This is a genomic window from Paraburkholderia aspalathi (genome assembly GCF_900116445.1).
In the GTDB taxonomy this organism is placed as follows: Bacteria; Pseudomonadota; Gammaproteobacteria; order Burkholderiales; family Burkholderiaceae; genus Paraburkholderia; species Paraburkholderia aspalathi.
Genome location: NZ_FPBH01000005.1, coordinates 1 through 23,057, shown reverse-complemented (window position 1 = coordinate 23,057; position 23,057 = coordinate 1). Strand labels below are relative to the sequence as shown.

The following is a 23,057-nucleotide window of genomic DNA, read 5'->3' as shown; positions in this document are numbered from 1 at the left end:
ATCTTGAGGTCAAGCGTGCCAACGATAGGCCGCACCCACATGATGGAGACAAGGATGTTTATCAGAAACACGTGGTACGTAGCCGCCTGGTCGCATGAGGTGGAAAGCGAAGCGCTGTTCGCTCGCGTCATTACCGGTATCCCGGTTCTGCTGTATCGCGAGGAAGGCGGCGGTGTCGTTGCGCTCGAGGATCGTTGCTGCCATCGCGGCGCGCCGCTGTCGGTTGGCCGGCGCGAAGGCGATTGCGTCCGCTGCATGTATCACGGTCTGAAGTTCGACAGCACTGGAACCTGTGTTGAAGCGCCTGCCCAACAGCGCATTCCGCCGCAGGCGAAGGTTCGAACGTTTCCGGTTGTCGAACGGCACCGCTGGATCTGGATCTGGATGGGCGATCCTTTGCTTGCCGACCCAGAGAGCATTCCTGATACCCATTGGCTCGACGATCCGCAGTGGCGCAGCTTGCCCGGCTACATTCACTACAACGTGAACTACCTGTTGATCTGCGACAACCTGCTGGACTTCTCGCATTTGCCGTTCGTGCATCCAACCACGCTAGGCGGCCCCGAAGACTATGCAAAGGTACAGCCCAACGTTGAGCGGATCGATGGCGGCGTTCGCATCACGCGATGGACGTTGAATACGGATGCGCCTCCGTTCGCCGCGGCCGTCAAGAACTGGCCTGGCAAGGTCGACCGTTGGAATTTCTACGATTTCACGATTCCAGCGATTCTGCGAATGGATTCCGGCATGGCGCCGGTCGGTACCGGCGCGCAAGAGGGTGCACGTGTCGACGCAGCAGAATTCCGTGGTTGCCAGGCGCTCACGCCCGAAACGGAAAACTCCACTCACTACTTCTTCGGCCATCCGCACAACTTTGCAATTGATCAGCCCGAGGTCACGCGAGCGATCCATCAGGCGGTTGTCGATGCATTCGACGAGGACCGCGACATCATCACTGCGCAGCAGAAGAATCTTGCACTGGATCCTGGCTTCAGGATGATGCCGTTTGGCATCGACGCTGCACTGTCCCAGTTCCGCTGGACAGTCAATCAACGGCTTGAAGAAGAGAAACGGCAGATGCCGGAAGCAGTGCGAGGAGCCTGAGATGATTCAGGTGAAAGTAACGCAGCTGACGCGCGAAGCGGAAGGGATTCTGGGCATCGAATTGCGGGCAGCAGACGGCGCAACGCTTGTCCCTTTCGAGCCCGGTGCTCATATCGATGTCCATCTGGCCGGCGGCCTCACGCGACAATATTCGCTCTGCAATGATGCGTCAGAAACAGATCGTTATCGTCTGGGCGTCGGGCTTTCCGCGACATCGCGCGGTGGGTCGAGTTATCTGCACACATCGCTTCGCGAAGGCGACTTGCTCACGATCAGTGAGCCTCGCACGTTGTTCGGTTTGTCACGCGAGGCGACATCTCATCGTTTCATTGCAGGCGGTATAGGCATCACGCCTATCCTCAGCATGATCCGATGGTGTGTGCGCCATGCCGTACCCTGGCAATTGCACTATTGCGTGCGGTCGCGGATGTGTGCGGCGTACCTCGACGAATTGCGCGCTTTCGGTGGCAAGGTTCATGTGCACGCCAACGACGAATCAGCCAGTGGGACGCCTGACATTCAGACCTTGATCGGTGACATAAAACCTGGCGAGCACGTCTATTGTTGCGGACCGGGTGGACTGATGGACGCCGTATCGCATCACGGCCAGCAGTCCGGCATACCGCGCGAGAATCTGCATTTCGAGCGGTTTACCGCATCGCCCGTGCAAGTCGCCGACAGGAGCGAGCGGGCATTCACGATCGTGCTTGCAAAGCTCGGGATGCGATGCGTGGTCGAACCCAGCGAGTCGATTCTGGAGAGCCTCGAACGTCACGGCGTCTGCCCACCGTTTTCCTGCCGGGAAGGACTGTGCCGCAGTTGCGAGGTGGGGGTGTTATCGGGCGAAGTCGAGCATCGCGACTACGTGTTGAGTGAACACGAGCAGATGTCCAGCAAATCGCTGATGATCTGCGTGTCGCGCGCAAAATCTGACGAACTGGTAATCGACCTTTAATTCCTGCACGTTCACCTCGCTATTACGTGCAGCGTTGCGATCTTCGACACGCGACCACGAAACGAACACTTTCTGCAGATTCCATGCGATTCCAGCTTCGTGGATCAGGAAGTGCATACTCCCGCTACCATCCGCCCGGGTGAGGACCACGACTCATGGCACTAACCTCGCTGCCACCACCCGGATTCCCGATGGTGATCAAGGCCGGAGTCTGCGTCAAACAGGCAGGACAACTGCTTGAGCCCGTGGCAGCATAACGTACGCCGCATGGCGTTCGTAGCGGCGCGCAGACATCACGTGGAGGATAAAGGATATGCAGGTCACTCGCACAATCAGTACCGTCGAAGTCCATACCGGCGGAGAGCCGTTCCGGATCGTCACCTCGGGTCTTCCCCGCCTGCAGGGCAATTCGATCGTGGAGCGCCGTGCCTGGGTACGCGAACATGCTGACAATATTCGCCAGGCCCTGATGTTCGAACCGCGCGGACACGCGGATATGTACGGGGGCTATCTGACGCCGCCCGTTTCACCCACAGCTGATTTCGGCGTCATCTTCCTGCATAACGAAGGATATAGCGACCACTGCGGACATGGCGTGATCGCACTGGCAACGGCTGCGGTGGAGCTCGGTTGGGTGCAGCGTGAATCACCCGAGACGCGTGTCGGCATCGACGCACCGTGTGGTTTTATCGAAGCGTTCGTCAAGTGGGACGGCATGCACGCCAACGGTGTGCGATTCATTAACGTGCCATCGTTCATTTACAAGCGCGACGTGAGTGTCGAGACGCCGACCTACGGAACGGTGACGGGAGATATCGCGTTCGGTGGGGCGTTCTATTTCTACACGGACGGCGCACCGCACGGCCTCGCGATTCGTGAGTCGTCGGTCGAAGCGCTCAAGCAATTCGGTGCGGAAGTGAAGATCGCCGCTAATCGCGCGTTTTCCCTCGTGCATCCGCAGATTCCGGAAATCAATCATATCTACGGCACCATTATTCACGGCGCGCCGAGATTTCCCGAATCCACTCAGGCGAACTGCTGCATTTTCGCGGATCGGGAAGTGGACCGTTCTCCGACGGGTTCGGGCAGCGCAGGCCGCGTGGCGCAACTGTATCTGCGTGGCGAGATTGGGCGAGACGACGTACTCGTGAATGAATCGATCATCGGCACGGTGTTTCGTGCGCGTGTTGTCGGTGAAACGCAGCTCGGTGAATTCCCCGCCGTGATCCCCGAGATCGAAGGCTCAGCCTACGTTTGTGGATTCGCCAACTGGATCATCGACGAGCGCGATCCGCTCAAGTATGGATTCCTCGTACGTTGATTCGTCTGACAAATGCTACGATCAATGGTTTACCATGACCATCTCACGTCGTTTGCAGGCTCGGTCAGTAAGTATGATGAATACCCGAAAGATTTTGATGATCGTTGGAGGGCTCCTGCTCGTAGCAGTAGGGGTCACGTACCTGATGCTCCTTCAGGCGGACCGCCGCTCAATGGCAGAACTCACGGGCGCCATGCATGAGTCCGCACCCCCTGCCGTCGTCGATTCGCGCCCAGGCGATCATGTGACGGCCGGCAGCATCGACCAATCGCAGCCGTCCGGTTCGATCACAAAAAGCACTGCCAATGCGCAGGAGCCGGTGGTTCCCGCTCCTGCTCCTGCTTTGGCAGTAGCACCCGCATCCGGCCCGGCCGCCGCACAAGTTACTGCGCAACCGAAACCTGAAGCACGACCGAAGCAGGCGCCATCGACGGCAGTCGCGTCGGTGAACGTACAGGACTCGGGTGCGCCGAAGGTGACTCCGGCGCAGCGCGCCCAGCGTGGACAAGACGGCGTGGACCATCGCGCGATAACGACTCGAGGCGCGACACCGGAAACGGACGAACTGGTCAGGGAATCGGCGAAGCTCGATCCATCGTTGCCTCCGCCGGATATGTCGGCCGCTCGCGTCGCCACGGACCAAAGTAGCACGAAGCCTGGCAAGGGCTCGAATCCGGTTGCGGCCGCGATGACGGAACAGCTCGTCAAGGAATCGGCGAAGCTCGATCCTTCGCTGCCGCCGCCTAAGTAAAGTAACCGACTTCCCTGGCAGCACGGCCATCTCCTCAGGGACGCGTGCTGCCGATCACCTTCAAGGTACGCGCTTTGAAGCGCTGCCCCTCGCTCATCGCATGATGAAGCCACCGTCGACGGAAATGGACTGACCGGTGACATAGCTCGAAGCATCGCTGCAAAGCCAGAGAACGACGTCGGCGATCTCTTCCGGTTTCCCATATCTGCCCATTGGAACCGCCTTCAGCAGTGCATCAAGCGCTTCGCTCTGGCCGGAGGCCGCCATCTGCTCGGACATCGGCGTCCAGAACAGACCCGGGCAGATCGCGTTGATCCGGATACCTCGTGCCGCATACTCAAGGGCAGCACTCTTGGTCAGCCCCAGTACACCATGCTTCGCCGCGTGATAGGTGCCACGCTCCGCGCCGCCGACGAGGCCGCCCAAAGACGAGCAGTTGACGATCGCACCGTTGCCCTGCCGGCGCATCTGTTGCAATTCGAATTTCATGCAACTCCAGACACCGTCCAGATTGATTGACATCACGCGGTCGTAGTCGTATCGAGTCGAATCGGCTGTTTCAGCAAGGACATTCTGGACGCCAGCGTTGTTGTAGGCGATATCCAATCTTCCAAAGGTCGACACGGTTTGCGCGACCATTGCCTCTACCTGTGCATCGTCGGCCACGTCGCACTGCACAGCGAGGACCGCACAACCTTGGTCCTTCAGTTCGTCGGCCGCCGACTCCACGCTCTCTCTATCCCAGTCTGCCAGCACGACGGAAGCCCCTGCCAAGGCAAATGCTTTCGCCGTCGCCAAACCAAGGCCAGAACCTGCACCCGTGACGAGTGCAACCTTGTTCTCAAAAATTATATTCACAATCAATTCCCTCAATTCGTACAGGTAAGGTATTCAGCAGTGCTCTCTGCCGCCGGATCAACCGGTCACGCGGCGGCCTTCAACCGGATAGTTCGGATCGGTATAGCCAGCCGTCGATGCATGCCCGGCAGGTACCAGACTGTCGACAAACTTTTCGTCGTCCGGTCCCAGTTGCAGCGTCAACGCGTCCATGTAGCTGTCCCAGTGCGCTTCCGTGCGTGGCCCGGCGATAGCGGAACTCACAAGCTTGTTCCTGAGCACCCACGCAATGGCGAACGCTACCGAGGTGGTACCGCGTTCAGCGGCGTATGCCGCGACCTTCTGTGCGATGGCGAGAGATTCCGGACGCCACTCGGTCTGCTGGATGCGCTTGTCACCGCGCGCGACACGGGAGTCGGCAGGAGGCGCACCATTGGGTGCATATTTGCCGGTCAATACACCTCTGGCGAGCGGGCTGTAGGGCACGACGCCAATGCCGTAGTGTCCAGCCGCGGGCATCAGCTCGACCTCGGCGGTACGGTCGACCATGTTGTAGACCGGTTCGATCGCAACGGGGCGATCGATGCCCAACTGATCGGCAAGGCGCACGATCTCCGCAATACGCCAGGCTCGGAAGTTGGACAGACCGAAGTAACGCACCTTGCCTTGGCGAATGAGGTCGCCGATGGCACGAATCCCTTCCTCGAGCGGCGCGTCAACGAGCGACCGGTGGAAGTAGAGAATGTCGATGTAGTCGGTGCCAAGGCGCTTCAGGCTGGCGTCGACCGTCTGGTTGATCCATTTGCGTGACTGGCCCTGTTCGTTCGGGCGGGCGCTAACTGAAGCCGGATAGCCAAACTTGGTTGCCACGACCCAGTCATCCCGCCGATCCGCAATCGCCCGCCCGACGATTTCTTCAGATCTGCCAGCGTGGTACACATCGGCAGTGTCGAGGAAATTGACGCCCTGGTCGAAAGCCTTGTCGATAATCCGGCGCGAGGTCGCTTCATCCGTTTCGCCGCCAAACATCATTGCACCCAGGCACAGGGGCGAAACCTTGAGGGCGCTGCGCCCCAGATATCCATAGTCCACTCTCATCATCTCCATGCAGGCCGCGCCTGCGGTTAACAGAACGTGCACGCCGGAAAGGCGCATCAGCGGGCGCTTTGATCGCCGTCTGTATGGAGGATGATAGGTTGATGGTATCTAGTGATAAAGCCAGTAAAACGGCAAACCCTCATGAACTGCATTCATGAATTTCATTCCAGTTCCTGGGCTATTCCTTGCGATAACGGATTGCATCGATCACCACGGTCATCGCCCGCGAGAACTCACGTCGAGTCGCATAGCAGGCGTGCAGCCCTGGAAAGGTGGGGCACCATTCTTCCAATACCTTCACGAGGCGACCCGCTTCGACATGAGACTGGGCGAGGTCAGCCGGAATGTAAGCCAGACCGTATCCCGACAACGCGGCAGCCAGCATCTGGTAGGTCCCGTTGAAAGCGAGTTGTCCGTCGACGCGAACCTGCACCTCGCGACTGCCCTTCTTTAACTCCCATGGATAAAAGCCGCCCAACGTCGGCAAACGAAGATTGATGCAGTTGTGCGCGGTCAGATCCTGGGGCTTCCTTGGCAACGAACGCGTCTTCAGGTACTCCGGTGTCCCGACGATCGCCATGCGCATTTCGGGCGCGAGGCGGACCGCGATCATGTCCCTGGCTACCTGATCGCCGTGGCGAACGCCGATGTCGTACCGATCTGCCACGATATCTGAGAGGCCGTAGTCGGTGATGATCTCCACCTTGAGGTCTGGATATTCATGCAGGACCGGCGATAACCTGGGCCACAGAACCGTTTCCGTCGCGTAATCGGTCGCGGTGATGCGGATCGTGCCCGCAGGTTTGTCCCGAAACTCCGTCACGGCCGCCAGTTCGGAATCGATCTCTTCAAAACGGGGTGTGATGGTCCGAATGAGGCGCTCGCCAGCCTCCGTCGGCGCGACGCTGCGCGTGGTTCGGGTCAGGAGTCGCATTCCGAGCCGGCTTTCGAGTGCCCGGATGGTATGGCTCAAGGCTGATTGCGATACGCCGAGTTGCGCGGCGGCGCGCGTGAAGCTGCGCTCGCGCGCGACGGCAATCAGTGCAAGCAGGTCGTTGTAGCTCTCGCGACGCATTGATGAACTCATTTCATAGGTGTTTGCCGATTCTAGCGCCTAGTCGAGCATGAGTGGACACGTTAGATTCCGGATATCGACTCATTTAAATGCAGTCAGGCGCTATCGAGGAAACTGCCGATGAGGATATTCGTTGTCGCGATGATGTCGCTTGCGCTCGGTACCGCTGCCTGTTCGCAGTTCGAAAGGAAAACTGATATGGAAAGCCTGGATCGCGCGTCCGCCAGCAACTTGCTCACCGGAATGGGCACCGTTTCACCCGCTCTTGAGCGCTATACGAACGATGTGGTGCTGGGCGACCTGTGGAAACGTCCACAGTTGTCCGTGCGGGATCGCAGCGTGGTCACGCTCTCAGTATTGATTGCGCGCAATCAGAGCGCGGAGTTGCCGTTCTATCTCGATCTCGCGCTCGAGGGCGGCCTCAAGCCCGGCGAGATTTCGGAAATCATCACGCATCTGGCTTTCTACTCCGGTTGGGCCAACGCGACCGCGGCTGTGAAGGTAACGAATGCCGTTTTCGAGAGACATGGGATTGCGGTGGCGCAACTCCCGCCAGCAGCAGTTGACCTTTTGCCGCTCGACGAGGCTGCCGAAGCCCAGCGCGAAAGCACAGTTCAGCAAAACTTCGGCGCCGTTTCGCCTGGAGTTGTTCAATTCACCCGAGATGCGCTGTTCAACGACCTGTGGCTGCGGCCTGGTCTTGCGCCCCGCGATCGTAGTCTCGTCACGGTCAGCGCGTTGGTCGCCACCGGACAGGTCGCGCAACTGACCTATCACCTGAACCGGGCAATGGATAACGGACTGTCCAAGGCACAGGCGTCCGAAGTCATGACGCAACTAGCGTTCTATGCGGGCTGGCCGAATGTTTTTACGGCGCTTCCAGTTGTGAAGGACGTGCTTGAGAAGCGTCCCGGCTAACTCACTCCTTGGCGCCACGAGCTTTGCTGGGCGAGAAAATCTGTCCAAGCGCTTAGCCGACCACCGACTCAACGTCGCCGGGGCGGCGAGAATGCGACGATCTTGTAGCCCATCCGAATGTCCACTTCTTCCTAATGCTGCGATCAGGCATCCGAGCAAGGTTTCCTTGCTGGTTTATCTTTTGGTTAGCCCGCGTGTGCGAGGGGGCGTGTCGTGCAAACCTTGGGGCGCCCGGTCGCGTAGCAGCAGGGGCATCAAACGCCGGTTGGCTGTCTGGGCCGCCCACTCGCAATACGCGGCGCTGCCGAGCACCCAGCCCTTGAGCGTCGACTGCATCAGGTCATTGACCTCGCGTTCGTCAAGAAGCTGTGCGCTCAAATCGCGGTAAGCCTGCTGGCGCTCGAACGGCGTATTGCCGAGCGCTCGGTAGAGTGGATGGTCCTTGATGAAGTTATCGACACGCAGCCCGATGTGGTGCGTGTAGCTAGACCATTGATAGTTTCCCGGCTCGGCTACAAGGCGGTTGCGCACCGGCGCATGATCGATGACCTGGCTCGCGAGCAGGAAATATCGATCGGGCTCAATCACTGTTGCCCGGTACTCGCCACGCCACACCGCGCCGCGGCGTCCATGGCGGCGGTTGAAGGTCTCGACATAGCGACGGCCGACCGCCTGCATCGCCACGGGCACGCTCGACTCGTATGAAGGCGTGACGAGGAACTGTATCGCGTCAGGCATGAGCACCCATGCGTGGACTGCCAGATCGGCGACGCGCGCTGCGTCTGCCAGGCAGGCGAGGAAGTACAGGTAGTCTCCTTCGTCCAGGAATGCGGGCCCCGTGAGCCCCTGCAAGATAACGTGCTGAGGTTGTTCTGGGACGTAATGCCGTGCAAGCCGTGCCATGCTGAATTACCGGAAATCCGATGTGAGAAAGCGATCCGACAGATCTCGAACGCGCGACATTGCGTCACGTGTGTATAGGGTGAAATTCTATCGGTCATATGCGTGCGTCTGCATCGCGAACAGGCCTTTTTTCTGGCCTCTTTTCACTGATTTGCCGACCGCTACAAACATCTGATTTATGCAACCGCTGAATAGCAGCGCCGCGCTATACGCCTCCAGACGCTTTGCCTGCGCGTCATCCGGCACCAATACATCGAGTAGCACGACGGAGCGGCGGTCGAAGCGCCATGGTCTCCATTCGCATTTCACCTGAACCGGTCAAAGCCCAGCGTAATGTGGTTTGCGAATTCAATCAGTAGGTATCCGAACGATAACGGTTGACTCCAATCCGAGGCCTTGGGCGGCGGCTAATATGGATGTCTGTCCGTTTGATCGCAAGACTTTGAAAGACCTCAATCATTATTTAGCTTGTTGATGACGTCTTTTTGGTCGCGTACGCTACCGTAAAATCTTGCCAATGCGGAACTCGCAGGCTGCGGCAATCAGCAAATGTCGGTGCGGGACGGGGAGTATAGCGATGAAAATGTCTCACAGATTAGGAAGCTCCGATACGGCGGGGCCGGTGTGGGGGCTTGTCTTTGGCATGTTCATGACGGCAATCGGAATGGGCCTCTGGTTTTATGCGACGTCGCCGGCCTCCTCTGGGCGACAAGATGAATCGTTGGCCGTAGCGGCCGTCATCGTCGGCCTGTTTTCTGCCGTCTACGCGGGGCGCGAACTCTTCCACAAACGTCGGTAGATCGCCTCATTCCCCAACGCTATCATTGCGCCCCGTTGGCGATAGCTGCGGCGAGGCGGTCTCGCTGCGACTGCAGACGTGACCAGGCAGTTATAAGCGCGTCGAGAGACGCTAGCTCCTTGTCACGAGTTCCCAAACGCTGAAGCAGCGAGATGTACTCCCGTCGCACTGCAATCACGCCCTCAAGTGCCACCAAGGCTTGCTCAACTTCGCCGAGTTGTCGCCGCAGGTCATCTGTCATTTCAATCCTCCTGACGGACGAACGCATGCTGTTCGTACTGGACTCGCTCCAGCGACTTCGGTGCGCCTTGGCACTCGTTGCTGATGCCGAAGACCGCGGATAATCCGGCGCGCTTCCCTGATTTCCATTAGCACTCTCTTAAGGGCGTAGTGGATTGGCGCTGACTCACCTGGCGCGGAGTGATCGTACGGGCGCCGTTTCGCTCGAGACGTCGTCTCGCGCCGATGGTGGGCTCGCCAAAGTACTGTGTAAACGTACAGTATCGCGGGTTGCACGTAAAGACCTAGACTTGTAACTCCGACACAAACGCGGAGCGCGCCATGGTCACCAAGACCGTCCGCCGGACATTTTCCGGTCTGACTTCGGCGTTTTCGCCAGGTCCGAAGGGCAAGCAAGGGGTCGCATATACCGTGAAATCAGCCCAGCAACGTGCCGACGAAGCCTGGAGACGCACGACGCACGGAGTCCACAGTCCCCAACTCAGTAAAGTTCCGAAAGCCTGATTTTCGGAAACCAGAAGCAAGACCGAACCTGCCTTCCGAATTAGCTGTGATCGAAGCCGGAGACGAACTATGACTGCGCCGCAAAAACTTTACGGTGTGACACTGAAGCCCCAAGCCAAGGCTCCGCGCAAGCTGATCGAAGTCCCTGACCCCGAGGCGCGCCCCGATTTTTTGGAAGCCGTTCGCCGAGTCGTGACGGAGAATCGGGAAGTTGGGGAACGACGACCCCGAGAATAATTCGATCTAGTATGGCGGCCGTGGCTTGCAACCTTGATCAGGATTTCAACCTCGATCTGCGGATCACCCGCGTCCCGGTATCGCGGACGCGAGAAAGCCATCGCGATCGTCCGAATATTCCTCCGGAGAACATCATTACGGCAACTTTCGGCCGCTCAAGCTGATTGGAGCGGTGACCGATATAGCGATCATTCATGTGGCTGATTGCAGCTAATGGAGGGTCAACGTGGCATCGTTCAGATTCGATGAAATCGAGAGACTTGTTAAGCATAACGACGTGGTAATCGTGCGATCAGACGAACAGAAGATGAAGATTTCTCCTTATCGTGGCAAGCAGCAGCGCGATGCAATTCTTACGTTCTTAAGGTTGTCTGGGGCACACTCACGCGCGATCGTGTTCAGTCACCACTCCCAGGCCGGTCCGATAGGCGTCGACGTTCAATCGGGAGAGTCCTTTACGTGGCAAGGACTCTGATTCAAGCAGCGCCGGATCTCAATTGATCCTGCTCTCGTCCGTCGGGCATAAGACGGCCGTCGGCCATTTAGTGACCTTCGTGACCGACGCCAGGATGTCTGGCGCTCGGCGCGCAACAGCCGTTGCGGGCGTGTAATGCCTATTTCCGATTGCGCGCTGTCTATGAATCGATGATCCCCAGACCTTGTGCACGCCAGCGTCACGGAATGACCTTCATTGATGACCTCGCCTCCAAGCACACTTCCTATACGGGCAACTTGCTCGAGTTGGAGGTGAGGGAGACGGCTAGAAAGCGGCGCAAACAGTTCTCGACAATTTTTGAAATGTCGTTGTCGTAACCGGCGCAGTAAAGACTTCCGAGAAAGGAGATTGAGCCGACTGCGAATAGTCCGCCGCCGCTCGGGCTGAAGCCGCAGATCATGTGGGCTCGAATGCCGCTATGCACTCTCGGTTTGCCGACCATTCGATTGAAGAGTAGCTCCTCGGGAACGGTCACGAAACTGGCGTCGTGATTGTCGGAGTACGCGACCACTGTCACGTAGGCGGGCGTGCCGAGATCGGCAGCAGTTTGGTCAATTTCGAAGCCTGCAGCGCCGCCGCCCGACAACCCGAAGTTTCCAAGTGGCTCTCCTGCTCCTGCTTTAACCCCCGCGAACAGCCAGGCATGTTCGGTGGTAAACGAGGCTGGCGTGCGCCGATAGAATGTGCCCCGAAAGTCTCCCTCCGCTGTAAACCCGATTCCCGCAACTTTTTGCGGCGGCAATCCGTTGCGACGCCACATCCCCCCATACTCGCCATCCAACTGGTTGTAGTACTCACCGGGCTGACTTTCCCATACCCGCATGCCCGCCTCGGCTCGACGAATTTCAAGCAGATGTGGCGCTGATACGGCGCGCCCGATTTTCCAGTAGAAACCGTTTCCACCAAGATACATCAGGCTTCCGCCCGCAGACCGATAGGCCAGAAGCGCGTCCAGCATTCGGCGTGTATGGTATTCCGGGTGCGATCCGGTCAGGACAACGTCGTAGTGCTTCAACGCGTCGACGCCTCGCTCATCAAGATCCTCGTCGGTAACGACGTCAAATTCAAATCCCTTTTCCCTTAACCAGTTGGTCAGATGAGAGTCCGCGGAAAAGTGGCGCAGACCCGAGCCATGCTCGTCAAGGAACGTCAGATAGCCTGGACGCATGGTGAGAACCGGGCGCAAGCGGGAGGAGAGGCTTATGCCTGAACCATCGCTGTGATAGTTGTACGTTGATGTGCCGAATGAAGTGACGACGTCCGGATTGTGCGGATACGCCCCCCATGCTTCAACGCGAGCAGCAAGCGCCCCCGAAAAATTTCCACGGGCGTTATTGGCATAGGCCAGGTAAGTCAGCGTGGGCGCGAGGTACGCAATGCGCGCGTGCTTCCCGCCCGACGCAACCGTGACGTAAAACGGGATCGTATCGACTCCCTCGCCATTGTCCACGCGCAGTCCATAGACACCCGATGCCATGTCGGCCGGAATTTTTAGATGTATGGACGTTTGCCAGCCGCAGTCCGACAGGTCGTCGGCGTGGAATCGAATCGCGGCGTATTCCTCTGGCGCATGCTTCCAGTCCAGCTCATGTCCGGTCCACCCTGACGACCGAACTGCCCTCATTGGTGCGTTCACAAGCGTCAATGGGGCGTCGCTATCAAGCCTGTTCGGTACATTCGTGTGGACGAGCGTTGGCGTGAAGTCCCAATGTGCCAACACGTTGTCCTCGCGCTGATCGCCGCGTGCATCGCTGCCGGGCGCACGCAATGCCGGGCTTTCGATGAAGCCGTTGAAGGCATGCTCTGGGTGTCCTCTCCAGATAGCCGCAAAGCACACCGTCGAACCGTCAAACGCGGCAGCAGAGAACGGCGCTTCAAAGTCTGCCACGTTCCTGAACGCCTCTTCGCGCGCGTTCGTGCCTGAGCTGATTGCTTGAACATGCCCGTCACGGTCGATCAATATCCGCAAGTTTGTCCATAAATCGGCGGCGACTGCTAAGCCAGTTGTGATCTGTTCCCCTGCTGCGAGGCTCTGGAAAACGAGTTCGCCGCGATTGAGAGCAATCGCTACACCATGCGTCCCATCATGGTTCTGAAGAGCGACCAATGTCTGAAGGGTGGCGTCCTCAAGTGTGGGCTGAACCGTCAGGTCAAGCTTGACGTGCTGAATGCCCTCCAGAACCGGCATTGGGCCGTAGGCGCAGGAGCCGGGAAACACTGGCTGCTCCTCTCCTGGGTAGGTGCTTTCCAACTGGACATCAATCGGGACCAGTTTCATCCCGGGCCCGTCAGGGTTTGGGTCACAACAATCTATGCGCTCGACCGTTGCCGTAAAAGTGCGACTGCCGCGCGAACTGATTTTGAACGCCAGTTCCTGACCGGCGTGTGCGCTCCACGGGGTCACATAGCCGACGATCGCGGGAATTTGGGAGTCTGAAGTAGTCATAGTCAAATGATCAATCATTCTTGGTGGTGGTCCCAGACGCTGTTCTGCGACCACCTACGCCCAGGGAAACCCCCTGTGAGATTTTATTTTGCAATGGTTGAAAATAGAACCAAAAGTGGTCACTATCGAATCCAGTGTACTTTAACCACTGGGGTGTGCGATGAAAAAATTTGTCTCTTCGGTAATGGCGGTTGCTGCACTTCTCGCCTTAGGTAGTGCGAGCGCTCAAGAGGTTGTTCTTGTTGGGGTTTCTGGGCCGTTGACCGGTCCCCAAGCGTCAGAAGGGAAAGACAACGAAAATGGCGCACGCATGGCGGTTGACGAGCTAAATAGCGCCGGGACGACGATCGCCGGTAAAAACATAACATTCAAATTGGTATCGCAAGATGACCAGGCGGATCCCCGGATTGGCGTGCAGGTCGCGCAAAAACTGGTCGACGCCAAGGTGGCTGCCGTTCTTGGTCCATACAATTCTGGAGTCGCAATCCCAGCCTCGCGGCTCTACCAGAACGCCGGCATTCCGATGCTTTCGGTTGCGTCGAACCCGGCGCTGACTCTTCAAGGTTTCAACGAGGTATTTCGTATCGGCGCTAGTGACGGGCAACTCGGCGGAGCGATGGCTAATTTCGCCATCGATAAGCTTAAAGCGAAAACAGCGGCAGTCATGGACGACCGGTCGGCCTACGGACAGGGCGTGGCTGAGGAGTTCATGAGCGTGGCCAAGGCACGCGGGCTGAAGATTATCGACCAGCAATACACGAATGGTCAGGCCGTCGATTTCAAGGGCGTCCTCTCCCAGATCAAGGCGACGAATCCCGACGTCATCTTCTATGGTGGTTACGCGTCGCAAAGCGGCCCGCTAGTCAAACAGATGCGTCAGCTCGGATTGCGGGCGAAGCTGCTGGGCGGCGACGGAATCTGTACGTCTGATATGGCCAAAATCGCAGGTCCCGCAGCGACGAATGCTTATTGCTCACAAGGTGGGGTCTCGCTGGACAAGACGCCAGCAGGTAGCGCGTTCCTGAAAAAGTACAAGACAACCTTCAACGTCGATACGCAGGTGTACGGCGTGAGCTATTACGACGGCATGAAGCTGTTGGCCGACGCGATGGTGAAGGCTGGCACGACATCCGACCGCGCCAAAATTGGTGCGCAACTCGCCAAGTCCACCTACACCGGCGTGGCCGGCGAGTACTCGTTCGACGTACATCATGATCTGAAAAGCTCGGCGACGACCGTGTACACATTCAAGGATGGCGCTGTCGTAACTTACGGCAACTAAGGTCTCAACGAAAATAGTAAGCAAGACGGAGTATCTATGCGAATTACCAGGACACTTAACACGATCGAAATGCACACCGGTGGTGAGCCGTTTCGCATTATCACCAATGGTTTTCCGCGTCTCGCGGGGAAAACCATCGTGGAGCGGCGGGAGTGGATCCAGAGGCATGCGGATGAGTTGCGGAGCGCCATGATGCTGGAGCCTCGAGGCCATGCCGATATGTACGGAGGCTTCCTCACTGAGCCGGTAACCGAAGGCGCGGACTTCGGCATCATCTTTACGCAGAATAAAGACTACAGTCCCCATTGCGGCCATGGGACGATTGCGCTGGCCACCGCAGCGGTTGAATTGGGGTGGATTGAGCGCACGTCGCCGGAAACGCGCGTCGGCATCGACGCGCCTTGCGGATTCCTCGAAGCTTTCGTCCAGTGGGACGGCGAAAATGCAGGGAATGTGCGTTTTGTGAACGTGCCGTCGTTCGTCTGGAAAAAGGACGTCACCGTCAATACGCCAACGTTCGGCCCCGTGTCCGGAGACATCGCTTACGGAGGCGCGTTCTATTTCTACGTCGACGGTGCGCAGTACGATATGGCGGTAGGCGAAAGCAACGTTGATCGACTGAAGCAGTTCGGCGACGAGATCACACAGGCAACCAACGCAGCGTTTGACATCGTTCATCCAGAGATTCCGGAAATCAGAGGGCTCTACGGCACGATCATTTCGAATACGCCCCGTCATCCGGGATCGACTCAGGCGAACTGCTGTATCTTCGCCGATCGCGAGGTTGACCGATCGCCAACAGGGTCCGGCACGGCAGGACGCGTCGCTCAGCTCTACCAGCGTGGCAAGCTACCCTCGGATGGAACGCTCGTGAACGAGTCGATTATCGGAACGATCTTCAGAGGCCGCGTGCTTGGTGAGACGAAATGCGGTGAATTCGACGCAGTGATTCCAGAGATCGAAGGGAATGCGTTTATCTGCGGCTACGGGACGTGGTTGATCGACGAGCGCGATCCTTTGACCTACGGGTTCCTGGTGCGCTAGAGAGGGCAGATTCCAGGCTCACTTCGACGGCAACTGCCGCACTGACGTGACACCTTTTTGCCTTGTGTGAGCCACGGGGAACACTTCACGCGTGGCCGCATCAGGAGGTGGCATCATGTCGCCACGACGTATGATAATTATCCGTCAATGACAGGTGAACTCCCTCGCATCGGGCGTCAGGAAATGAAAGGAAGTGAGATGGGTACGACACGGCAGGATCTCGAATCGAATTTCAGACCACTGCAGATTTATGAGCAGGTCGAAGAGAAGATCAAGGAGGAAATCCGCACGGGACGGTTCGCGGCCGAGTCCCGCCTGCCATCGGAACGCGAACTTGCGGCGCTCTATGGTGTCGGCCGACCTGCTGTTCGAGAGGCAATAGGGGCTCTTCAGAATGAAGGCCTCGTTGTGACGAAACGGAATTCTGGTACCTACGTGTCCTCTGCGGCCTCTGAGCGTTTACTTAATGACGACGGCAATCATGGCGCTCAGAACGCGGAACCAGATTTTAGTCCAACGGGAACGCTCGAAACGCGATTCATCCTCGAACCGGCAATCGCACGACGAGCCGCCGCACGAGGCAAGCGCGACCGCCTCGCTGAGCAATACCTTGCGGAGATGGAGACGATCCAGGACATTGACAATCCTGAGCAGCGCGCACTTTGGAACAACAGCGACAGAATGTTCCACCGCCAACTAGCGGTAATGACCGGTGACGCTTTGCTCGTCAAGATCGCAGACGAAGTAGCGAAAACAATGGATCAACCGTTGTGGAAAAGGCTCAAAGACGACGGAATCTTCGATCCCTTACGGATACGTCTGTATGCGTCCGAGCATCGGCTTATTTACGAGTCAATCGTGAGCGGTGATGCTGACGCAGCAGGGTTCTACGTGGAGCAGCATATCAAGCGGGTGCGGCGAGATATTGCGCCCAAGTAGAGCCGGCTTGATCAATTAGCTGGCCTCGAACACTCCACCATCGTCGACAAAGCGATCGCCGCGGCGATGTCCCCGCCGATCATCACCAGACTCTGGATACCAATCGAACGCGCATGGCCGCGCGGCTACTAATGAGAGACGGACTTCAGAAGACATGGCAGAAATAGTTCTTTCACTTGATCACTTGCACAAGTTGGCCTTTGACGTATTGGCATCCAATGGTCTAAGTGCCCATCAGTCCGACGCGATGGCGAAGGTGCTCGTTGCGGGCCAGCGGGACGATTGCCACTCACACGGTGTATGGCGCCTTATTGGGTGCGTAAAAACACTGAAGTTGGGCAAAATCAATGCTGATGCTGAACCGCAGATAAACGATGTCTCGCCTTCGCTTGTTAAGGTCGACGCGCGGTTCGGATTCTCTCCGCTTGCGTTTGAATTGGGGAGTCGGGTACTCGTTGAAAAGGCGAAAAAATCGGGTATCGCCGCTCTGGCAATCAACAACTGCTTTCACTTCAGCGCTTTGTGGCCGGAGGTTGAGGCCATCGCTGCTGAAGGCGTAGCCGCTCTGGCCATGACGCCTACCCATAGCTGTGTAGCACCTGCTGGCGGAAACAAGCCGCTCTTTGGAACCAACCCGATCGCGTTCGCCTGGCCGCGTCCAGGCGCCTTTCCGTTTGTGTTCGACATGGCTACAAGCAGAATCGCCCGTGGCGACATCGAACTGCACAAGCGGTCCGGCTCCAGGATTCCGAGCGATTGGGCGATTGACGAAAACGGTCAAGCTACCGACGACCCCGACAAAGCATTGCGGGGGGCCATGCTTACATTCGGAGGCTATAAGGGTTCCGCGCTTTCAGCGATGGTTGAATTGCTGGCTGGGCCGTTGATCAGCGATATGCTCAGCCCGGAGTCGCTGGCTTTTGACGAAGGCGTAGGAGCGGCCCCTTGCCATGGTGAAATTGTCATCGCGTTCGACCCAGCGGTCTTCGCTGGCGCTGCCCCTGCAGACAATCTGCAGCGCGCTGAGACTCTGTTTGAAGGAATCGTGGGTCAGGGCGCACGTCTGCCCTCCCAGCGACGATTCGATGCGCGACAGCGTAGCATTGAGCACGGCGTGTCGCTCTCAAAGGAACTCCACGACGAACTTACCCAGCTGATTTCGTGAGACTTTTCGCGTGATAGGTCGCGTCCTGAATCCATACCTCGAGTGCAGCAATCGCCGCGAATGTTCTCTCAGCAGATTGCGTGCGGACGTTCGCCGTCTCCTATCGACAGAACTGCAGAATGGCATCGGCAACTTCCTGCGGCGCTTCGCGCTGCGGGAAGTGTCCCACTCCATCGAGCACCCTTCGCTCATAGCGCCCGAGGAAGAACGCCTCCCGTCCCTTGGAACTATCGGGATGGTTGCAGGTGTCCGCCCCGCCGTGCAGCACCAGCGTTGCAACCGATAGCCCCGGCGCGGGATTCAGACGTGTCTCGTCCTCGGCATAGGCCGGATCGCCGTCGACAAAACCCCAACGGTGGCGGTAAGAATGGAGCACGATCTCGGCCCAATCGTCGCCCTCGAATGCCTGCGCTGCCTCGTCGAAGTCGGCCTCCGCATACCAGCCGGCCGGTGCCCAGGTGTCCCACATCTGTCGGGCAAAGGCCTTACGTTCGTTCCGCACTACGCGCGCGCCGCGCGGCGTGGCCATAAACCAGTGGTACCAGTAATTGCGTGCCTGCTGCAGGGTCAACAATTGGTCCGGGGCGTTGGTACCGTATCCCACAGATAGCATCGCCAGATGTGAAGCCACGCCGTCTCGCAAGCCGCAAGCATTTGCGACCGCGCGTGCGCCCCAATCATGGCCGACTAAAACCGGCCGCTCCACACCCAGCACGTCCAGGAAATCCAGCAGATCGCGGCCCAGCGCGGACAACTGGCCGCTTCGAGGCGTGGCCGTATCGCGGAACCGGGTGGGCGCGAAGCCTCGCAGCGCCGGCGCGAGCACACGGTAACCCGAGCTGGCCAGTATCGGCGCTACGCTCTTCCAGCACTGCGGGCTGTCCGGCCAGCCATGCAGCAGCACTGTTGTGCGCGGCCCCTGTGGGTTCCATTCGAGATAGGCGATGTCGAGCCGCTCAGTAGCGGCGTGGCGATAGGTGTGCATGGTGTTCCTCGTGCAATCAGGGATGTGCCACGATAGCTCGACTTATCGTGTCGATTGCTGAATAATCATTCACCATTGATAATTTTTCGTGTCGAATGATTTGATGGACATTCTGACTGCCGCCGACGGTGTTCCGCTCGATACCGTGTTGCTGCGCACCTTTCTCGAAGTCGTGGACAGCGGCAGCTTTGCCATGGCCGCCGAGCGTCTGGCGCTGACGCCGTCGGCCGTAAGCGGACATATCAAGCGTCTGGAACTGATCGTCGGGGTTGGCCTGCTGACACGCACGACTCGCCGCCTTGAGTTGACGCAGGGCGGCGACACCTTGTACGCCTACGGCCGCAATATCCTGGATCTGGAGCGCGAGGTCCGCGCGAAACTGCGCGGCGCGCCGTTGCGCGGGCTGCTGCGGGTCGGTGCATCGGAAGACTTTGCTGGAACGTGGCTACCTAAGGTATTGCAGCGTTTTCGCCAATGGCACCCGGAGGCGACGATCGATCTGAAAGTCGGCGTCACGGCCGATCTATTGCGCCAGCAGGAGCGCGGCCGTCTGGATCTTGTGTTCGGCAAGCAATGCAACCGCGTCGAGAAAGGCGGCGAACTGCTGTGGGAAGAGCCGCTAATCTGGGTGTTCTCGGAGGATCAACCACTGGATCCTGACCAGCCGCTGCCGCTGGCCGTCTTTCCCGATCCATGCATCTATCGGGAGTCTGCGATTACAGCACTGAACAAGGCGGGCCGGGCGTGGCGGTTGGTGTTCGAGAGCAGCAGCATGGCGGGCTGCCTGTCGGCGGCGCGCTCGGGTTTTGCTGTTACGGTCATCGCCGAAAGTCAGCGAGTCGAAGGCCTGTGCGTGATGGGTCGCGAACAAGGATTACCCAAGTTGCCGGTTGCACGTTTCTACGCGTTTCCTCGCTCAGACTCGCCCGCCAGCATGGCCCTGATAGATGCTGCACGCCGCGCCGGCCAGCAGGTCCGCTTCAGTCCACGTGCACTTCGTGGCTGATTGATCGATCGCATCCTTGGGCGTCGACATAGTCAACGAGAAGTTGCAGGTAACCGCGACGATATGGCGTGCGGTTTGGCGAGCCGCTTTATCGGTTGGCAACAGTGGCCTTGCGGTGAACATGGGGCTGTTATCGCCACTGAGGCGGGCATGTTCGAGTCGCTCGGAGAGAGTTGCTCGGGGTCGAACTGAGTCTCTCATCATCCGGCTGAGTTCGGCCATCTACGGCCGCTGGCCGGCGCTCTCGGATGGACATTCAAACGTCGGCTTCCCGTCCGGCAAGCCGACCTTCGTTCGACAACTACACTCGCCGGCCGTTGCGGACGGTCACGGAATGCGCGCAATGGCTCGTTGACAGCGTGGCGTCGACGTCCGCAGCGGAGGATGCTGAGGGGCTGCCGCCCCGCTTCTATCTGATTCCTATCACCATCGAGTCCGGGCCGGCAAGAGGCTCGACACGTATCTGCGTGAAGCCGACTTCCTTCATCCATGTGCAGCACTGCGCGCCGGTATAGTCGAAGCCACCGGACGTCTCAATAAGCATGTTCAGGCTCATCAGAAGGCCGAAGGCATTCCGCCTGCGGTCATCGTCAATCACCGCATCGTAGACGATCAGGCAACCTCCAGGAGGCAGTGCCGCGTAGCACTTCGCCAGGAGTACTAGCTTCTGTTCAAGGTCCCAGTCATGGAGGATGTGTCCCATAACGAGCACGTCGGCCGAGGGGCAGGAATCCTTGAAAAAGTCGCCCGGATGAAAAAGGAGTCGCTCCTGCAGGCCGTGCGACGTCACGTACTCGTCAAACACGGGGCCCACCACCGGCAGATCGAAGCCACCGCCGCGTAGGTGGGGATGGGCGAGCGCGACCTGCACGGGTAAGGCACCTTGTGCCGTGCCGATGTCGATGAAGGTGCCGTAATTCTGCCAGGGGAATTTTTGCGCAATCGCCTTGGCTGCACCCAGACTGACCCCGCTCATCGCTCGCAGGAAACTTCGCAGCGTGTGTTCGTCGTGATAAATCGAGTCGAAGAGGTTACCACCCTGTTTCGCCTCGTTCTGTGGCTGTCCGGTGCGAAGCGCTTCGGTCAGCGAGCCCCAGAATGGATATAGCCGGGCGTTGGCCATTTCCAGTAATCCACCCACATAGCTGGGCTTGGCCATGTCGAGAAACAGGTCAGAGTCCGGCGTATTGCGGTAGGTCCCGTTTTCACGTTCCAGCAAATTCAATGCGACCAGCGCGTCGAGGAAATCGAGAACCGATCTCGGATGCAGTCCGAGCGCTTCAGTGAGTTCCGCCGCATTGTGAGGACCGCTCGCCAGGCGCGTGAACACGCCGAGTTCGACAGCGGAAAGCAATGTCTTGGACGCCCAGAATCCCATGCCCAGTTGGAGTAATCGCTCAGGCGTGAGTTCGGGCTGGGACGCGCCGTTAGCGCCTGATTCCTGCCGACCCGCGTTTGGTGTGCTTTGCATAAACTACTCCCAGAGCGGACGTGTGGTGAAGGGCCAGGTGCCATGGTGGGTGAACTGGTATTGTTCAGCATAGCTAACGTACAAGGCGAAATCCACCCCCTGATGTATTGGTCAAAAGCGGATTTCTGTCGCCCCGGGGGCCAGCGCGTTTTAAACAGATGTACGGTTTCGGACGGATTGCGTTCCTTTGGGTCGGCATGAGCCGATTGCAAAAGGCCGCGTTCGGGCCAGAGACGACTGGTCACTGACGCCCATCAACTGGTCGATCAGCGCGCATTTAGTGCCGTCTTTCTAAACACAATCAGTCGCTCCAACCGTCGATGTGGATCGCTCCGCCACCATCATCGCTCGTACTGGCAGCGCAATGGCCGGATACTGGCGGAAGATTCAGGTTTTTTGGGGGATTTCCGTGTCACCCGTGCGTGTCACTGTGCTGACGCTGCTTGCAATGGTCGCGTTTGCAGCGAATTCATTGCTATGCCGGCTAGCCCTCAAAGGCACCGGGATCGATGCAGCGACCTTTACGTCGATCCGTATCGCGTCGGGCGCCCTCTCGCTCTCGCTGATAGTGCGGCTCCGGGGCTGCAGGGTGAGCGGCGCCGGAAACTGGCTGTCGGCGCTGGCGCTGTTCGCCTATGCTGCCGCCTTCTCGTTCGCATACCTGAGCCTGCCGGCGTCCACTGGAGCCCTACTTCTGTTCGGCGCTGTGCAAACGACCATGATCGGCTACGGCATCCGAAAGGGTGAACGCTTCGAAAGTCAGCAATGGATCGGATTGACATGCGCGTTGGCAGGCCTTGCCGGGCTGCTGCTTCCCGGCCTCTCGGCGCCACCGCTCGGAGGTGCGGTCCTTATGCTCTGCGCCGGCGTCGCTTGGGGCGTCTATTCGTTGCGCGGCAAGGGCGCAGGAAATCCCACCGCGGTGACGGCCGGCAACTTCCTGCGCGCAGTCCCACTTGCCGCAGCGCTCAGCGCCGCCATGTCCGCCCACGCTTCGATTGATAGCGCCGGTTTCTGGTACGCAACGGGTTCCGGCGCGGTGGCCTCCGGCATTGGCTACGCCATCTGGTACGCGGCGTTACCTGGTTTGAAAGCCGGCAATGCGGCCACGGTGCAGTTGAGCGTGCCGGTGATCGCGACGCTCGGCGCAGTCATATTTCTTGGAGAGAGCGTGACCATCCGAATCGTGTTGGCCTCGGCAGCAATCCTCGGAGGTATTGCCCTGGTTGTGGTGCGTCGGGGAACCCAGCACGGCAGGCGGGCGTAAGAGGGCGGTGGACGACGTGGATGTATTGGGACTGACGATCGCGCTTGCCTGCTTCAACGCTCCTTCATCGGTCTTATGCGAAGCTTTCCATAAGGCCGAACTCCTGGCTCCCTATGCGGGGCGACGGATTAACTCCAAAATTGGCTTCTTTTTAACGGATTGGACTCCCCATCGTCGGCGCACACTGACATCGTGCCAATCGCGCAGGGAGCCT

Annotated in this window: 18 protein-coding genes and 1 pseudogene; 11 read left to right on the top strand and 8 right to left on the bottom strand. The window is 58.7% G+C overall.

Translation table 11 applies throughout. The features are described from left to right. Window positions 1-54: 54 nt before the first annotated feature. From BM438_RS09850 to BM438_RS09835, 4 genes are all read left to right on the top strand, one after another. The gene (locus BM438_RS09850; RefSeq protein WP_093634105.1) at window positions 55-1,104 is read left to right on the top strand and encodes an aromatic ring-hydroxylating dioxygenase subunit alpha; all 1,050 of its coding nucleotides are present in this window, start codon (window positions 55-57) and stop codon (window positions 1,102-1,104) included. A 1-nt stretch (window position 1,105) separates the two neighbouring features. Continuing rightward, window positions 1,106-2,059 carry a PDR/VanB family oxidoreductase gene (locus BM438_RS09845; RefSeq protein WP_093634104.1) on the top strand — a complete coding sequence of 318 codons (954 nt, stop codon included), beginning with the start codon at window positions 1,106-1,108 and terminating at the stop codon, window positions 2,057-2,059. Between the two features lie 313 nt (window positions 2,060-2,372). Then, on the top strand, window positions 2,373-3,380 hold the full coding sequence (gene lhpH / locus BM438_RS09840; RefSeq protein ID WP_093634103.1) for a trans-3-hydroxy-L-proline dehydratase: 1,008 nt from the start codon (window positions 2,373-2,375) through the stop codon (window positions 3,378-3,380). Between the two features lie 172 nt (window positions 3,381-3,552). After that, a complete protein-coding gene (locus tag BM438_RS09835) occupies window positions 3,553-4,131 on the top strand; it encodes a hypothetical protein (protein ID WP_234487135.1) in 579 nt (192 codons plus the stop codon). Between the two features lie 93 nt (window positions 4,132-4,224). Here BM438_RS09835 and BM438_RS09830 read toward each other — a convergent pair whose 3' ends face one another. The 3 genes from BM438_RS09830 to BM438_RS09820 form a co-directional block, all read right to left on the bottom strand. Continuing rightward, window positions 4,225-4,989, bottom strand: a complete 765-nt coding sequence (locus tag BM438_RS09830) for an SDR family NAD(P)-dependent oxidoreductase (protein WP_093634422.1) — start codon at window positions 4,987-4,989, stop codon at window positions 4,225-4,227. Window positions 4,990-5,046: 57 nt separating this feature from the next. Beyond that, window positions 5,047-6,060, bottom strand: coding sequence for an aldo/keto reductase (locus BM438_RS09825; RefSeq protein ID WP_093634421.1), 1,014 nt, complete (start codon window positions 6,058-6,060; stop codon window positions 5,047-5,049). 184 nt (window positions 6,061-6,244) lie between these two features. Further along, complete coding sequence (locus BM438_RS09820) at window positions 6,245-7,141, bottom strand: LysR family transcriptional regulator (RefSeq protein ID WP_093634101.1); 897 nt, start codon at window positions 7,139-7,141, stop codon at window positions 6,245-6,247. Between the two features lie 198 nt (window positions 7,142-7,339). Between BM438_RS09820 and BM438_RS09815 the strand changes: the two genes are divergently transcribed. After that, complete coding sequence (locus BM438_RS09815) at window positions 7,340-8,059, top strand: carboxymuconolactone decarboxylase family protein (protein WP_244179349.1); 720 nt, start codon at window positions 7,340-7,342, stop codon at window positions 8,057-8,059. Window positions 8,060-8,244: 185 nt separating this feature from the next. Here the strand turns inward: BM438_RS09815 and BM438_RS09810 are convergent. The 3 genes and pseudogenes from BM438_RS09810 to BM438_RS09790 form a co-directional block, all read right to left on the bottom strand. Continuing rightward, window positions 8,245-8,962 (bottom strand): annotated as a pseudogene (locus BM438_RS09810) (transposase). Window positions 8,963-9,783: 821 nt separating this feature from the next. Continuing rightward, complete coding sequence (locus BM438_RS09800; protein WP_093634097.1) at window positions 9,784-10,002, bottom strand: hypothetical protein; 219 nt, start codon at window positions 10,000-10,002, stop codon at window positions 9,784-9,786. Window positions 10,003-11,461: 1,459 nt separating this feature from the next. Continuing rightward, window positions 11,462-13,684, bottom strand: a complete 2,223-nt coding sequence (locus tag BM438_RS09790) for a N,N-dimethylformamidase beta subunit family domain-containing protein (RefSeq protein ID WP_093634095.1) — start codon at window positions 13,682-13,684, stop codon at window positions 11,462-11,464. 160 nt (window positions 13,685-13,844) lie between these two features. Between BM438_RS09790 and BM438_RS09785 the strand changes: the two genes are divergently transcribed. The 4 genes from BM438_RS09785 to BM438_RS09770 all read left to right on the top strand — a co-directional run bounded on the left by BM438_RS09785 (window position 13,845) and on the right by BM438_RS09770 (window position 18,114). Next, entirely contained in the window at window positions 13,845-14,966 is a 1,122-nt protein-coding gene (locus tag BM438_RS09785) for a branched-chain amino acid ABC transporter substrate-binding protein (RefSeq protein WP_093634094.1), read from the top strand. A 36-nt stretch (window positions 14,967-15,002) separates the two neighbouring features. Continuing rightward, window positions 15,003-16,010 (top strand): trans-3-hydroxy-L-proline dehydratase, encoded by a 1,008-nt coding sequence (gene lhpH, locus BM438_RS09780; protein WP_093634093.1) that lies wholly within the window; start codon window positions 15,003-15,005, stop codon window positions 16,008-16,010. A gap of 198 nt (window positions 16,011-16,208) precedes the next feature. Further along, complete coding sequence (locus BM438_RS09775; RefSeq protein WP_093634092.1) at window positions 16,209-16,949, top strand: FadR/GntR family transcriptional regulator; 741 nt, start codon at window positions 16,209-16,211, stop codon at window positions 16,947-16,949. A 154-nt stretch (window positions 16,950-17,103) separates the two neighbouring features. After that, entirely contained in the window at window positions 17,104-18,114 is a 1,011-nt protein-coding gene (locus tag BM438_RS09770; RefSeq protein WP_093634091.1) for an Ldh family oxidoreductase, read from the top strand. Between the two features lie 100 nt (window positions 18,115-18,214). Here BM438_RS09770 and BM438_RS09765 read toward each other — a convergent pair whose 3' ends face one another. Further along, window positions 18,215-19,099 (bottom strand): alpha/beta fold hydrolase, encoded by an 885-nt coding sequence (locus tag BM438_RS09765; RefSeq protein WP_093634090.1) that lies wholly within the window; start codon window positions 19,097-19,099, stop codon window positions 18,215-18,217. 103 nt (window positions 19,100-19,202) lie between these two features. On the opposite strand from BM438_RS09765, the gene BM438_RS09760 reads away from it, so the two are divergent. Beyond that, on the top strand, window positions 19,203-20,105 hold the full coding sequence (locus BM438_RS09760; protein WP_093634089.1) for a LysR substrate-binding domain-containing protein: 903 nt from the start codon (window positions 19,203-19,205) through the stop codon (window positions 20,103-20,105). A 409-nt stretch (window positions 20,106-20,514) separates the two neighbouring features. Here BM438_RS09760 and BM438_RS09755 read toward each other — a convergent pair whose 3' ends face one another. Continuing rightward, window positions 20,515-21,576: a methyltransferase gene (locus BM438_RS09755; RefSeq protein ID WP_093634088.1), complete on the bottom strand. Its 1,062-nt coding sequence runs from the start codon at window positions 21,574-21,576 to the stop codon at window positions 20,515-20,517. 409 nt (window positions 21,577-21,985) lie between these two features. On the opposite strand from BM438_RS09755, the gene BM438_RS09750 reads away from it, so the two are divergent. Then, window positions 21,986-22,843: a DMT family transporter gene (locus BM438_RS09750; protein WP_244179329.1), complete on the top strand. Its 858-nt coding sequence runs from the start codon at window positions 21,986-21,988 to the stop codon at window positions 22,841-22,843. Window positions 22,844-23,057 lie beyond the last annotated feature (214 nt).